The organism is Blautia sp. OF03-15BH, assembly GCF_003463065.1.
Lineage (GTDB): Bacteria > Bacillota > Clostridia > Lachnospirales > Lachnospiraceae > Limivivens.
This window is the reverse complement of record NZ_QSCM01000007.1, coordinates 90,881-105,012: the sequence shown is the minus strand read 5'-3', so window position 1 is coordinate 105,012 and position 14,132 is coordinate 90,881. Positions and strand designations below refer to the sequence as shown.

The 14,132-nt window shown below is 47.4% G+C and carries 11 protein-coding genes and 1 pseudogene; 4 read left to right on the top strand and 8 right to left on the bottom strand.

What is annotated here, in order from left to right; translation table 11 throughout:
- Nucleotides 1–515: 515 nt before the first annotated feature.
- The 3 genes from spoVG to DXA57_RS09495 all read right to left on the bottom strand — a co-directional run bounded on the left by spoVG (nucleotide 516) and on the right by DXA57_RS09495 (nucleotide 3,287).
- Nucleotides 516–803 (bottom strand): septation regulator SpoVG, encoded by a 288-nt coding sequence (gene spoVG, locus DXA57_RS09505; protein ID WP_117766959.1) that lies wholly within the window; start codon nucleotides 801–803, stop codon nucleotides 516–518.
- A gap of 94 nt (nucleotides 804–897) precedes the next feature.
- Nucleotides 898–2,016, bottom strand: coding sequence for a glucose-1-phosphate adenylyltransferase subunit GlgD (gene glgD, locus DXA57_RS09500; RefSeq protein WP_117766957.1), 1,119 nt, complete (start codon nucleotides 2,014–2,016; stop codon nucleotides 898–900).
- Nucleotides 2,013–3,287, bottom strand: coding sequence for a glucose-1-phosphate adenylyltransferase (locus DXA57_RS09495; RefSeq protein WP_117766955.1), 1,275 nt, complete (start codon nucleotides 3,285–3,287; stop codon nucleotides 2,013–2,015). Before DXA57_RS09495 ends, glgD begins: the two co-directional genes overlap by 4 nt.
- Before the next feature lie 385 nt (nucleotides 3,288–3,672).
- On the opposite strand from DXA57_RS09495, the gene murC reads away from it, so the two are divergent.
- The 4 genes from murC (at nucleotide 3,673) to DXA57_RS09475 (ending at nucleotide 8,887) form a co-directional block, all read left to right on the top strand.
- Nucleotides 3,673–5,052 (top strand): UDP-N-acetylmuramate--L-alanine ligase, encoded by a 1,380-nt coding sequence (gene murC, locus DXA57_RS09490; RefSeq protein WP_117766953.1) that lies wholly within the window; start codon nucleotides 3,673–3,675, stop codon nucleotides 5,050–5,052.
- A gap of 529 nt (nucleotides 5,053–5,581) precedes the next feature.
- Entirely contained in the window at nucleotides 5,582–6,595 is a 1,014-nt protein-coding gene (locus DXA57_RS09485) for a DnaD domain protein (protein WP_117766951.1), read from the top strand.
- A 19-nt stretch (nucleotides 6,596–6,614) separates the two neighbouring features.
- Nucleotides 6,615–7,622, top strand: a complete 1,008-nt coding sequence (locus tag DXA57_RS09480; protein ID WP_117766949.1) for an ATP-binding protein — start codon at nucleotides 6,615–6,617, stop codon at nucleotides 7,620–7,622.
- 92 nt (nucleotides 7,623–7,714) lie between these two features.
- Complete coding sequence (locus DXA57_RS09475) at nucleotides 7,715–8,887, top strand: ribose-phosphate pyrophosphokinase (protein ID WP_117766948.1); 1,173 nt, start codon at nucleotides 7,715–7,717, stop codon at nucleotides 8,885–8,887.
- Nucleotides 8,888–8,939: 52 nt separating this feature from the next.
- On the opposite strand, the gene DXA57_RS09470 is transcribed toward DXA57_RS09475, so the two are convergent.
- The 5 genes and pseudogenes from DXA57_RS09470 to DXA57_RS09450 all read right to left on the bottom strand — a co-directional run bounded on the left by DXA57_RS09470 (nucleotide 8,940) and on the right by DXA57_RS09450 (nucleotide 14,046).
- Nucleotides 8,940–10,466, bottom strand: coding sequence for an ATP-binding protein (locus DXA57_RS09470; RefSeq protein WP_147345677.1), 1,527 nt, complete (start codon nucleotides 10,464–10,466; stop codon nucleotides 8,940–8,942).
- Entirely contained in the window at nucleotides 10,463–11,527 is a 1,065-nt protein-coding gene (locus DXA57_RS09465) for a metallophosphoesterase family protein (RefSeq protein ID WP_117766944.1), read from the bottom strand. Before DXA57_RS09465 ends, DXA57_RS09470 begins: the two co-directional genes overlap by 4 nt.
- Before the next feature lie 5 nt (nucleotides 11,528–11,532).
- Nucleotides 11,533–12,678 (bottom strand): annotated as a pseudogene (rlmD, locus tag DXA57_RS09460) (23S rRNA (uracil(1939)-C(5))-methyltransferase RlmD); the annotation flags it as partial.
- Nucleotides 12,679–12,822: 144 nt separating this feature from the next.
- Entirely contained in the window at nucleotides 12,823–13,125 is a 303-nt protein-coding gene (gene trxA / locus DXA57_RS09455; RefSeq protein ID WP_117766940.1) for a thioredoxin, read from the bottom strand.
- 54 nt (nucleotides 13,126–13,179) lie between these two features.
- Nucleotides 13,180–14,046, bottom strand: coding sequence for an NAD(P)/FAD-dependent oxidoreductase (locus DXA57_RS09450; RefSeq protein WP_117767069.1), 867 nt, complete (start codon nucleotides 14,044–14,046; stop codon nucleotides 13,180–13,182).
- Between the last annotated feature and the right edge of the window lie 86 nt (nucleotides 14,047–14,132).

Below are 14,132 nucleotides of genomic sequence, written 5' to 3'. Positions count from 1 at the left end.
CTCTATTTGTCTGCCGGAAACTGCTGTCAATCCTACGCATTTTCGCCCACCTTCCAGAAAATCTGAAAGCCGGGCAGGTTTATTCTACAGGATTATCCCACAAATGTCCATTCTTATTCACTTTTTCAGGTGAAGGTGCGTTTACTGCCGGCGGAAACATGCAGAAGCTTCTCCATGAGCTGCTCCTTTCTTTTTCAGGATCCTCTCTGATGGTTTTTGTCTGCAGGAAAAGAAACCCCGCAGTCTCCTGCCGGCGGACGCACGGATCCCATACGCATCCTCTCCTTGTCTTTTTACTTGTAGTACTCATTGGAATAACGTGATGACTCAGAAAGAACCCATCACACGGCAGAATGCCGTAAAATCTGAATGAATAAAAACCGTCCAACTTCATCACCATAGCATGATTCTTCCTGGCTGTCAAGTATCTCTATACAAAAAGATACCGCAGATATGCACGTCGGCAGTTTCTGCGGTATCTTCTTTCCTTTTCTCTGTTTCCGGGATCTGTTCCCTTATTCTGCTGCTTCCACTGCTTCCACAGTCTCAGCTGCTGCTTTTTCATACTGCTCCAGAATGATGGTCTGAATCCGTTCTCTTGTCTCAGAGTTGATCGGGTGAGCAATATCACGGTACTCTCCATCCGAAGCTTTCCGGCTCGGCATGGCAATAAATAAACCCTTTTCCCCTTCGATTACCTTGATATCATGAACAACAAACTCGTCATCCAGTGTAATGGAAACGACTGCCTTCATTTTCCCTTCTTTTGCTACCTTTCTAACTCTCACATCTGTAATCCGCATTCCTAGTTAGCCCCTTTCGCTCTTTCTCCTTTTTCCAGATGGCAGGCAAATTCTGCATGCCCTTACAGCAGGCTGTACGCACTGCTGTTCCTGATCAGAGAACGTATCTTTCGTTCTTCTCGATCACGATCTTGATGTCATCCTCACCCACATGGTAGGAGTTCGCACGGATCGTATCGCGGCTCTCCACGATACAATTCTCGATATGCGTGTTGTCGCCTAAATATACGTCATTCAGAATGATGGAATTCTTGATCACACAATTCTCGCCGACAAATACCTTCTTAAACAGGATGGAATTCTCCACAGTTCCGTTAATGATACAGCCTGCAGATACCAGACTGTTGCGCACATCACTGCCCGGATTGTATTTTGCAGGAGGCAGATCATCCACTTTGGAATAGATATCCGGATACTGGTGGAAGAAGTAGTTTCTTACCTCCGGTTTCAGGAAATCCATATTCGTTCTGTAGTAGGAATCCACTGCTGCGATGTTGTTCCAGTAACCCTGCATTTTATAACCGTAGATCCTCTTCAGATTCTTGTAACGGATCAGGATATCCTTTACAAAATCGTAACGGTCTTCCTGTGCGCAGCGCTCTACCAGCTCGATCAGCTGACGGCGGCGGATCACATAAACACCGGTGGATACGATATTGGAGTTGCTCACCATGGGCTTCTCTTCAAACTCCTCGATCCGGCAGTCTTCATTCATCTTCAGCACACCGAAACGGGTCACGTCTTCTTCAGGCGGAAGCTCTTTACATACAACGGTGATATCTGCTTTCTTCTGGATATGATATTCCAGAACTTTATTATAGTCCAGCTTGTACACGCCGTCACCGGAAGCGATGATCACATACGGCTCATGACATCTCTTCAGGAAATCCAGGTTCTGGTAGATCGCATCAGCGGTACCCTGATACCAGAAGCTGTTTTCTTTGGTGATAGTCGGTGTGAATACAAACATACCGCCCTGCTTACGGCCGAAGTTCCACCATTTAGAGGAGCTTAAATGCTCATTTAAGGAACGGGCATTGTACTGGGTCAGAACGGCCACCTTCTGAACGCCGCTGTTCGTCATATTGCTCAGTGCAAAGTCAATGCTGCGGTAGCTGCCTGCGATAGGCATTGCAGCGATCGCACGTTTATTTGAAAGTTCTTTCATCCGGTGATTATTGCCACCTGCCAAAATAATTCCTACTGCTCTCATGCTAAATCACCTTCCTTAATCAAAGTCTCACCGCTTTCCAGTACTCCATCCGGATAATCCTCCGGTGTTGTCTCTCCGGAGATGGCTGTATTCTTTCCGATCTTCACATTGGCCGGGATCACACTTCCGCCGCCAATGGTGGTAAGAGAGAAGGAATATACCTTGGGCTTTAATTTGTTCGGGATATCTTCTCCGACATTGGTTTCAACATGATCACCGACCGTAACATTCTCTGCGATAACGCTGCGGTCGATGGTACAGCCTTCGCCGATCGTGGTTTCTTTCATAATGATGGAATCACGCACGACTGTGCCTTTTCCAATGACTACACCAGGTCCGATAACGGAATTTTCCACTTCACCGTAGATCTCCGCGCCGTCTCCGATGATACTTCTTCCGATCTTCGCCTCTGCTGAAATATACTGCGGCGGGATGATCTCGCTGCTGGTATAGATCTTCCAGAACTCTTCATAAAGATTGAACTCCGGAATAATGTCGATCAGCTCCATGTTTGCTTCCCAGTAAGAACCAAGGGTTCCTACGTCTTTCCAGTAGCCGTTGTACTCATAAGCTACCAGCTTCTTGCCCTGTTCAAAACAATAAGGAATGACGTGTTTTCCGAAATCACAGTTGCTCTGATCTTTCAGTGTGACCAAGGCCTCTTTCAGAACCTTCCATGAGAATATGTAAATACCCATTGATGCCAGATTACTGCTGGGATGTTCCGGTTTCTCCTGGAACTCTGTGATCTGTGCCTTGTCATCCGTCACTACGATACCAAACCGGCTTGCCTCTTCCATGGGAACCGGCATAACAGCGATAGTAACATCGGCATTGTTTGCTTTATGGAAGTCCAACATCACTTCGTAATCCATCTTGTAAATATGGTCACCGGAAAGGATCAGTACATAGTCCGGATTATAATTCTCCATATAGTTAAGGTTCTGGTAGATCGCATTCGCGGTACCGGTGTACCATTCGCTATTCTCACTCTTCTCATAAGGTGGAAGGACAGTCACACCACCGATATTGCGGTCAAGATCCCACGGAATACCAATTCCGATATGTGTATTCAGCCGTAAGGGCTGATATTGTGTCAGAACGCCTACTGTATCTACCCCAGAATTAATACAGTTGCTGAGAGGAAAATCGATAATGCGATATTTTCCGCCAAAAGCAACCGCCGGTTTTGCCATTTTCGCTGTCAGAACACCCAGACGGCTTCCCTGGCCTCCTGCAAGCAACATTGCAATCATTTCTTTCTTAATCACGCTATCACCTCTTGTTGTAAATTTATTGTATTAACGATTATAGCACACTTCTCTTCATCTGTGAACACTTTTTACAAAAATTTGATGTGTATTTTTCGAAAATTATCGTTTTTTACAAACATAAAAATCTTAATTTTTACAATTTATTCACAAAAATTGTCTAATTCATACTTTCTTACAAGGATTTTGCAAAATATTTTTGTCTGTTTTACACTATTCGTCCCGTTTTTTCTCCCTTTCTGTAACATTTTAACTAAAAAAAGGTATGTTTTTTGTCTGTTCTGGTATTTGGACAGTTTCAGATGGCTGCCGAAGAAATGCTTCCCATTTGCTGTAAAAAAGTATATAATAATAAAAAGTCACATTTTATAAGGAGATTTTTATTATGTATCAGATAGATTTTAAGAAACCCATTCACGTCCATTTCATCGGTATCGGCGGTATCAGCATGAGCGGACTGGCAGAGATCCTGCTGGCAGCTCATTTTACCGTATCCGGTTCCGATTCCAAGGAGTCTCCCCTTACTGATCTTCTGACCAGCCGCGGTGCAGAGATTTCCTACGGTCAGCGTGCCGATAACATCAAAGACGGTACCGATCTTGTGGTATATACCGCAGCCATCCATCCGGACAACCCGGAATATCAGGCTGCTGTTTCCAAGGGGATCCCTATGATGACCAGGGCAGAGCTTCTCGGACAGCTTATGACAAACTACAAAACCTCTATCGCAGTATCCGGCACCCACGGAAAGACTTCCACGACTTCCATGGCTTCCCATATCCTTCTGGCTGCCCAAAAGGATCCCACCATCTCTGTCGGCGGCATCCTGAAAGCCATTCACGGAAATATTCGTGTAGGAAGCCATGATACCTTTATCACAGAAGCCTGTGAGTATACCAACAGCTTTTTAAGCTTTTTCCCCACCATCAGCATCATCCTGAACATCGATGCGGATCATCTGGATTTCTTCAAGGATATTGATGACATCCGTCATTCCTTCCGCCTTTTCGCTGAGAAGCTCCCGAAGGACGGCATCCTCATCATCAACAGTGATATTCCGGATTATGAAAAGATCACAGAGGGACTCCCCTGCCGGATCGTCACTTACGGAAGCAATGCAGAAAGTGATTACAGTGCCTCCAACATTACCTATGATGAGCAGGCGCATCCCACGTTTACCTTCCTGAAAAAAGGACAGCCTGTCTCTAGGGTTTCTCTTCACGTTCCCGGCATCCACAACGTATGGAATGCCACCGCAGCCCTGGCACTCGGCGATCTTCTGGGGATCGACATCGAAACCATGAAAAAAGGCCTGGCTGATTTTTCCGGTGCAGACCGCCGTTTTGAGAAAAAAGGAGAGATCGGCGGCGTAACCATCATCGATGATTACGCACATCATCCCACAGAGATCATGGCTACTTTAAAGGCTGCTAAAAACTGTCCGCATAAAAAGCTCTGGTGCGTTTTCCAGCCTCATACATACACCCGTACCAAAGCTCTGATGGACGATTTTGCCAAGGCGCTTTCCATGGCAGATGAAGTCGTGCTGGCAGATATCTATGCAGCCCGTGAAACAGATAACCTGGGAATCAGTTCCGATACGCTCCGTGAAAAGATCGAAGCCCTCGGAACCACTGCCCATTATTTCCGCTCCTTCGATGCCATCGAGAACTTCCTTCTGGAAAATGTCCAGAGTGGTGATCTTCTGCTGACGATGGGAGCCGGTGACGTTTACCAGATCGGCGAACACATTCTTGGAAAGTAACACCTGTTTTTAAAGACGCAGTCTTATGGCTGCGTCTTTTTTATACACAGCTTCTTCTTTTTTCCATATCTCTTCCTCAAAAGTTATCCACCATATCCACAAATTTATTCACATTTTCTTTTTCACAGCCTGTGGATGAGGCTGTGGAAAAAGTGATTTACATAACTATTTTTACATAATATGTCGAATCCTGTAGAAACCTTGAGTTTCTCTGTTTTTTTGAGGTTGCATTATTTTTTTATCCACCGATTTATCCACATTTTCCACATTTTCCACAGATCTTTTTTCTGTATGACTTCCAGTTTTTCTTCCGTACGGTGTAAAAAGATCCAGGCTTATGCACACTTTGGGAGACAGAGAAATTTCCCATGGAGAAACCACCTCCGGGACTTGCTTCCAAACCACTCTCTGTGTTATACTGTATGTCAGAGTAAGCAAAAGTATTCAGCCGCAGCGCGTACGGGCGCTGCGGCTGAAAATGACTCATGGATATCAACGGAAAGGAAATAACTTTTTAATTGGTGAAGATATGAACAGCATTCAGCTACAGAAAAAACCGGATATGGATGTAACACTGGTACGGAACGTCTTTCTGGATGAATATATGCCGGAGGCCAGCGGAGAATTTGTAAAGATCTATCTCTATCTTCTTCGCTGCGCTTCCGGTGGAAAAGAGATTTCCATGGGCCGCATTGCAGATATTTTTGAGCACACGGAAAAAGATGTGGCCCGGGCCCTGAAATACTGGGAAAAAATGCAGCTTCTCTCCCTTACTTATGATGCGGAGGGAAATCTAACCGGCATTGATTTTCTGGAGCCCTCTCCAAAAGCTGCCGTTCTTCCGGAAAAACCTGCTTTCGTGGCACCTCCCAAGGTTCCCTTAAGCCCGGACCGGATCGCAGAACTGAAATCCCATGATGATATGGAACAGCTTCTGTTTATTGCCGCCCGCTATATCGGCCGTCCTCTGACCTCAACGGAGATCGGGAACATCCTGTACTATTATGATTCTCTTCATTTTTCCACGGATCTCATCGAATATCTGGTGGAATACTGCGTCTCCAAAGGAAACAAGAGCTGCCACTACATGGAAAAAGTGGCTCTGGGCTGGGCAGAGGAAGGCATCACTTCCGTACAGGAAGCAAAGAACAGCACCAATCTCTATCATAAGAAGTACTATTCCGTACTGAATGCGTTCGGCATCAAAGGCAGAGGGCCGGCCAGAGCCGAAAAAGAATACATTGACCGCTGGACAGACACCTTTCATTTCAACCTGGATATCATTGAAGAAGCCTGTAACCGGACCATTGCCAAGACCCATTCCCCCAGTTTTGCCTATGCAGACCGGATCCTCGAGGACTGGTCCAAAAAACAGGTGCATCATCTGAATGATATCAAGCCTCTGGATACCGAACATGCCAAAAACAAGGGAAAGAAAAATACCAAGACACCACCCAGGGCTGTCACTTCCAACCGGTTCAACAATTTCGATCAGCGTGAGTACGATTTTGACCGTCTGGAAAAAGAACTTTTAAACCACTGATGCAGCAAGGAGGAGCAGTATGGCGCTGAAAAACACTCAGTACGATGAGATCATGCGGGAATATTACCGCAAACAGACGGAAGACCGTCATGAGCAGGAGGAACGGATCCGCCTGGCTTCGGAGGCTGTACCGGAGCTCTCTGCCATTGACAGACAGGTCGCATCCTTAAGCGTCTCCTCTGCCAGAAAGGCCCTGGAAGGCGATGAAAATGCCCTCTTGCACCTTCGTGAGGATATCAAGGCCTTAAGTGACAGAAAAGCGGCTCTTCTCACTTCCCACGGTTACCCGGCCGATTATCTTGAAATGCACTATCATTGTCCGGACTGTCAGGATACCGGCTATATCGGACAGGAGAAATGCCACTGCTTTCGTCAGGCAGTCATTGATCTCCTCTACACCCAGTCCAATATCCGTGAGATCCTGGAGGAAGAAAATTTTGACCACTTTTCCTTCCGCTATTATTCCGATACGGCAGTCAGTCCTGCCACCGGCCTTTCTTCCCTTGCCACCATGAAGAAGCTCGTAGGCGAATGTATGGATTTTATCCGGAATTTTGACACGGAATTCCAGAATTTCTTTTTCTACGGCGATACGGGTGTCGGAAAAACCTTCCTCTCCCACTGCATCGCCCGGGAACTTTTAAAGACAGCTCATTCCGTCATTTATTTTTCCGCCTTCGAGCTTTTTGACCTTCTGGGACGGACGACCTTCCAGCGTACGGAAACGGAAGAAGAGACGAAAAACATGCATGCCTACATTTTTGACTGTGACCTTCTGATCATCGACGATCTGGGTACAGAGCTGACCAATTCCTTCATCTCCACCCAGCTCTTTCTCTGCATCAACGAACGGCTGGCACGGAGAAAATCCACGATCATCTCCACCAACCTCGGGCTGAATGTTTTCCGTGACACCTACTCGGAACGCGTTTTTTCCCGGATCACCAGCAGCTACAAGATGAGAAAATTTTTCGGAGATGATATCCGGATCCTGAAAAAGCTGAAAAATCCGGGAAAGCCAAGTTAAAAAGGCCGGATTGCCCTTGACCTTGGCAGAAACTTCTTATATTATATACGAAGGAATACACATCGTATCTTTTTAGATGGAGGATAAAAAACATGCAAGTAACAGATGAACGTAACCTGGAAACCATTCCTGTCGGTCCCTTAGGGATCATTCCCCTGGAAAGCTGCAAAGAGCTGGGTGATCGGGTCAACAACTATCTGGTTGCCTGGCGTAATGAGCGGGAACACGAGCACAAGAGCAACATCGCTTTTAAAGGCTATCAGCGAGACAGCTACATCATCGGTGCTTCAGCTCCCCGTTTTGGTTCCGGCGAAGCCAAAGGTATCATCAAAGAATCTGTCCGCGGAGATGACATTTACATTCTGGTTGACGTATGCAACTACAACATGACCTACTCCCTTTACGGCTATACCAATCATATGTCCCCGGATGACCATTTCCAGGATCTGAAACGTATCATTGCTGCCGTAGGCGGAAAGGCAAAGAGGATCACTGTGATCATGCCGTTCCTGTATGAGAGCCGCCAGCACAAACGTACCGGCCGTGAATCTCTTGACTGTGCCCTGGCACTGCAGGAGCTTGTAGACATGGGTGTTGACAACATCATCACCTTCGACGCTCACGATCCCCGTGTGCAGAACGCGATTCCTTTAAAAGGATTTGAAACCGTACAGCCTGTTTACCAGTTTATCAAGGGCCTTTTCAAGGCAGTTCCGGATCTTCATATCGACAAGGACACCATGATGATCATCAGCCCGGATGAAGGCGGAATGGGCCGTGCGATCTATATGTCCAACGTTCTCAGCGTGGATATGGGTATGTTCTACAAACGTCGTGACTATGCCCGTATCGTAAACGGTAAAAACCCGATCGTCGCTCATGAGTTCCTGGGTGCCGATGTAGAAGGCAAGGATATGGTCATCATCGATGATATGATCTCCTCCGGAGACAGTATGATCGAGGTTGCCACCGAGCTGAAAAAGAGAAAAGCCGGACGCATCTTTATCTGTGCCACCTTCGGTCTTTTCACCGATGGAATGGATAAATTTGACAAGGCTTATAAAGAAGGTCTCTTCGACTACGTCCTGACCACCAACCTGGTTTACCAGACACCGGAGCTTCTTGAGAAACCGTATTATATAAACTGTGACATGAGTAAGTACATTGCTTACATCATCGATACCCTGAACCACGATACCTCCATCAGCAGCCTCTTAAGCCCGCTGAACCGTATCAACAAGTTCTTAAAAGATCACAATCAGTAAAAAGTAAAAACGGTAAGAAAGCCTTCCTGTTACTGCTTTCTTACCGTTCTTTTTATTCTTTTTCCACTTTTTCCGCTGTCTCTGCTTCCAGAAAGCGGCTGGTGAAAAGGATCACCTGGCTGCCGCACTTCTTCAGCCAGCGAAAGACCGCCAGAAGACGTTCCGGGTCATACATGGAAAAGGTATCATCCAGAACGACAGGCATGGGTTCCCTGTCGCTTAACGTCTTTCCAATCGCCATTCTGGCTGCAAAATGAACCTGGGAAAGAGTTCCGTAGCTTTCATCTGAAAGCCGCAGGTTTTTCTCTCCGGTACGGACACAGATCTCCATATCCGGATCCAGATAAAGTTCTCCGAAATTTTTTCCAACGATCTCGTCCATGATCCCGGAAGCAAACGCATTGAGTTTCAGGGCAGATTCCTCATAGATCTCTCTGGTGATCTCACGGATGGCAAGAACTGCCTGCGTTACCGCTTCCAGTTCTTCGTCAATGGAATCCAGCCGGCTGTCCGTACTCCGAAGTTCTGCAACCGCATCTCTTAGATTTTCATGATCCAGCTGCTTCTCTTTCAGCGATTCCTTTACCTTTTCCAGCTGCCAGCACAGCCTTTCCTGCTCATCTACTTTCTTTCTCCGCGCTTCTTTTTTCAAAGACTCGCGTGCTTTAAAAAGTTCCTCTTCCGCTTCCAGCATCCTGGTACGGCTTCTCTGATAAAAATAATCCGTCAGCCCCAGAAGAACAGCTCCGGCAAAGAGCAGGACTTTTCCCCAGATGGGCGGAACATAAATACCTGCCACGGCAAAAAAAACAGCTCCCAGCATGATAAAAAGCCCTACAAGGCTTCGCACCTGCTTCCGGTCCTCCCGCTCTTTTTCCTGCTTTCTGGAAAATTCACGATCCTCGCGGCTTTTCGCTTCTTTTAAAAGCCGAAGGCTTTCCTGGGCATCCTCCTGCTCTTTTTTCAGCCGGTCGATATCCTGCTCAATGTAGTCCATCTTCATGCGGATCTCCTGCTGCCTGCTGATCAGATCGGCCTGTGCCTGCTTTTTTTCCCATTCCAACTCCGCCTGCTTTTTTTCCAGGCTTTCCTGGGCCCGGCTCACATCAATATGCTCTTTCCCGGAAAGATTTCCCAGATAGTTTTTCAGCTCAGAAGCCAGTTCTTTTCCGATGTTCGGTCCTCGCTGCGTCACATAAAGAGTATTTTTCCAGGCTTTTTCACTCATACCACCGAGAAGTCTCTGAAGATCCCCGTTTTCAACAGAAAGCTCTTCTCTGTCTGTTTCACAGAAAAGCCTGCCTTTGTTTTTGCCATCCAGAAAGTCCCTTTCCAGAAGATACGTCTTCCCGCCGCTTTCAAAACGCATGCTTCCGCTGAGACAGCCGTTGCCGTTCCAGGACTGCCACCGGATGCACTCTTCCCCGTTCAGACCATAGAGCATGGCCAGGATAAATTCATGTATGGTGGACTTTCCGGCTCCATTTTTCGCCCAGATCACATTGATCCCGTCATGAAACGTCAGTTTTTCATCCACAAAATTTCCGAAATTTTTTAATTCTGCCTCTAAGATCTTCATCTTTCCTTCTCCGCCTCCAAAAGAGCCAGAAGCCCGCAATACAGAGCCTTCTTCGCGACAGGATCCTTCAACGTCTGCTGTTCAAAATAGGTGATATAGCGGCCGATCATGTCCTGCCCATGCTGCTTTTTGAGCTCTTCCAGGTCAAATTCCGGCTCCGAAAGATCGCGGATCTCCACAACATTTCCAAGATTCAGAAAATGCTCCGGCTCAAAATCCAGCCCGGGCTTTCGTACGCCCTGGATCTCTACCCGGTAAATGTCCCGGCTTCCTTCACTCTGGATGACCTCTTTCAGCTTTTCCCGCAGTTCCTTTTCGGTCGTATGACTTTCTGACGTGAGGACCACCTTCCGGTAATTCCTGAGAGCAAAGGGCACAAAGTGTGTGGTAAGAAAACCATTTTTCCATTCTCCTTCCACAAAGCCATGCTCGCCCAGATCCTCTTTTTTTACCGGTTCCAGCGCTCCGGCACAGACCATCCGGTTTTCCAGCCAGACTCTGTGCTCATGGCTGCCTCCCAGCGCAATATAGGAAAAACCGGAAGCCGCCAGTTTTTCCGGATGAAGCCTCATATGCTCTTCTCCGTCTCCCGCATGCACCAGGAAAACAGAAAAAAATCCCTCTTCCTCCGGCCGGAAACTCTCATACAATGGCTCTGTCAGCTGCTTTTTCGTATAGCTCATGCCATAAACGACCGTCTGAAGTTCCGGAAAAACAATCTTTTTTTCCCGGCTTCCATCCAAAAAATGAACATTTTTCGGAAAATGAAAGGTACGGTAACTGCTGTCCTCCCGAAGATAGTCTCTGTTTCCTGTGATAAAGACCACCTGTGTTTTCTTCAGCGAGCCAAAAAGTTCTCCCAGTACCTGCAGTTCACGAGAGAGCGGCTGACGGTGGAACAGGTCTCCGGAGATCAGCAGAAGATCGATCTTTTCCAGCTCTGCCTGATCTACCAGACGTACAAAGCTGTCATAAATTTCTTCTCCGCGTGCTTTGCTCCAGGGAAAACAGCCGTCCGGCACTGCTCCCAGATGGATATCTGACGTATGATAAAATTTCATGCTCTTCACACTCTTTTCAGAAGACAGATGTTCTCGATCTCATCTGTCATGGGGAACATATCTACCGGCCAGGCTCCCTCTGCCCGGTATCCCCGTTTCAGAAGATACTTTACATCTCTCGCCTGTGTCTCCGGTCCGCAGGAAATGTAGACCACCCTTTCCGGAGCCAGACGTGCCACTGCATCTAGAAATGCTTCCGTACTTCCGCTTCTGGGCGGATCCATAAAGACCACATCCGCTTTTTCCGCCTGATCTGCCATATCGATCATGAATTCACCGGCATCTCCGGAAAAGAAGCGGGCATTGGTGATCTGGTTTCCCTTTGCATTTCCGATGGCATCCCGTACCGCATCCGGATTCAGTTCCACGCCGATCACATTTCCGGCTCTTTTCGCTGCCAGAAGTCCGATGGTGCCGATGCCGCAGTAAGCATCGATCACCGTTTCTTTGCCTTTCAGTCCGGCCAGTTCCAGTGCTTTTCCATAAAGGACTTCTGTCTGGACCGGATTGATCTGATAAAAGGAACGGGCAGAGATCCGGAATTTCAGCCCCATAAGCACATCTTCGATGTAACCTTTTCCATAAAGCACATGCTCCTGTTTTCCCAGCACGGCACTGGTTCCGCGGCCATTGATATTCTGAACGATGGTCGTGATCTCCGGATGCTTCTGACGGAGTGCCTTTACGAAATTATTCTTGGACGGAAAGACCGGAGAAGCGGTCACAAGAACCACCATGATCTGACCGGTGGCAAAACCGCGTTTTACCAGAACATGGCGGAGCAGGCCGTATCCCGTATCCTCATCGTATGTACGGATCTTAAAGGATTTCAGCATCCCGCGGATCGTTCCGATGATCTCGTCCGCTTTCTGATCCTCGATCATACAGGTTTCCACCGGAACGACTCTGTGGCTCTTCATTTCGTAGACACCGGAAATAATATTTCCTCTTCTGTCCCGGTCAAAAACCGCATGTACCTTATTCCGGTAGTGATACGGCTCTTTCATGCCTTTGATCGAATGGACGGGGCAGATCCCTTTAAAAAGTTTTTTTACTGTTTTCTCTTTTTCCTGAAGCTGTTTTTCGTAAGGCATGCCCTGATACTGGCAGCCTCCGCATTTCTTCGCTACAGGACAGAGATCTTTGGCTCTGTTCTGCATAAATATAACTCCTTTGTATTGTAAGACCAAAGCTCCGGGAAACCAGTGGATATTCTGGTTCCCCGGAGCCTGTCCGGAAATCAGGATCCAAAAAGCCTGTCTCCGGCAAGTGGATTCTGGTTTTCGATCCTGTTTTTATTCTGCATCCAGAAGAGCTTTTAAGGTATCTTTGGTCTGCAGTCCGACGAAACGTTTTACCTCTTCACCGTTTTTAAAGAGGATCAGAGTCGGGATACTCATGACGCGATAGTTTCCGGCAAGATCCGGAGCCTGGTCCACATCTACTTTGCCGATGTGATAGCCTTCTCCTGCCAGCTCCTCCAGGATCGGAGCCTGACGCATGCAGGGACCGCACCAGGTAGCCCAGAAATCTACGAGGATCTTTTCTTCACTTTTGATGGTTTCTGCAAAATTGCTGCTGTTCAGTGTCATTTCCATTGTACATTCTCCTTTATTCTTTTGTCTTTCTTATTTTTTCCTGCTGCAGTGTTTTTATTCCCGACCGGCCGGCCGTGTATATCTGGAAGCATCCATACCGGCCAATGCTCCTTCATAAACGGCTTTAGCCACCTGGAGAAGACCTCCGGTACAGTCTCCTGCCGCATAAAGTCCCGGGATCGTGGTACGCATATTTTCATCCACCAGGATATTTCCTTTTTCTGTGAGCTCTGCTCCCATACGGCGGGCGATCTCCGTACTTCCTGCTGTTCCGATGGCTACAAAGACACCGGAAACCTCCAGCAATGTCCCATCGTCAAATTCTACCCCTTCCAGAAGCTCTGCGCCTTTTAAAGCACGGATCTTATCTGTACGCACCGGATATTCCGGCTTTCTTGAGAAAGCCTCCGGAAGTCCGTTGGTCAGGATCGTCACTTCGGAAGCTACATTTCCGATTTCTTCCGCTTCTTTCAATGCAAAATCACCGTTTCCGATGACTGCCACTTTTTTCCCTCTGTAGAAAAAAGCATCGCAGACAGCGCAGTAACTCACGCCACTGCCTTCCAGCTCTTTAAGTCCTGCGATGGCCGGAGCCTTCCGGCTGGTCCCTGTCGCCAGGATCACGGCTTTCGTATCGAAATCTCCCTGATCCGTGTGGACCGTAAAGGTGTCAAAGCCTTCCACGCCCACTACCTGTGCGGTAAGGATACGGACACCAAGCGCTTTTGCCTGGCCAATCCCTTTGTCATAAAGCTCCTGTCCGGACAAGGTACCGCCGCCATAATAATTTTCAATCTTTTCTGCTTTTTTGAGACCTCCTGCCCCATGCTCAATAACCAGCGGATCTCTGCCGGAACGGGCAGCGTAAAGAGCTGCGGAAATCCCCGCCGGACCGCCTCCTATAATGATTATATTTTCCACAGCATTATCCTCTTTTTTTCTTTTACTTGGCTGATGAAATGAAATACCAATATCAGTAATCATTCCTATGATAGCATAGCTCTTTC

What these genes read in the sequence shown, in the direction of transcription:
- spoVG (WP_117766959.1), bottom strand. Translation starts at nt 803, where the DNA reads ATGCGGATTACAGATGTGAGAGTTAGAAAGGTAGCAAAAGAAGGGAAA.
- glgD (WP_117766957.1), bottom strand. Translation starts at nt 2,016, where the DNA reads ATGAGAGCAGTAGGAATTATTTTGGCAGGTGGCAATAATCACCGGATG.
- murC (WP_117766953.1), top strand. Translation starts at nt 3,673, where the DNA reads ATGTATCAGATAGATTTTAAGAAACCCATTCACGTCCATTTCATCGGT.
- DXA57_RS09485 (WP_117766951.1), top strand. Translation starts at nt 5,582, where the DNA reads ATGAACAGCATTCAGCTACAGAAAAAACCGGATATGGATGTAACACTG.
- DXA57_RS09480 (WP_117766949.1), top strand. Translation starts at nt 6,615, where the DNA reads ATGGCGCTGAAAAACACTCAGTACGATGAGATCATGCGGGAATATTAC.
- DXA57_RS09475 (WP_117766948.1), top strand. Translation starts at nt 7,715, where the DNA reads ATGCAAGTAACAGATGAACGTAACCTGGAAACCATTCCTGTCGGTCCC.
- DXA57_RS09470 (WP_147345677.1), bottom strand. Translation starts at nt 10,466, where the DNA reads ATGAAGATCTTAGAGGCAGAATTAAAAAATTTCGGAAATTTTGTGGAT.
- DXA57_RS09465 (WP_117766944.1), bottom strand. Translation starts at nt 11,527, where the DNA reads ATGAAATTTTATCATACGTCAGATATCCATCTGGGAGCAGTGCCGGAC.
- trxA (WP_117766940.1), bottom strand. Translation starts at nt 13,125, where the DNA reads ATGGAAATGACACTGAACAGCAGCAATTTTGCAGAAACCATCAAAAGT.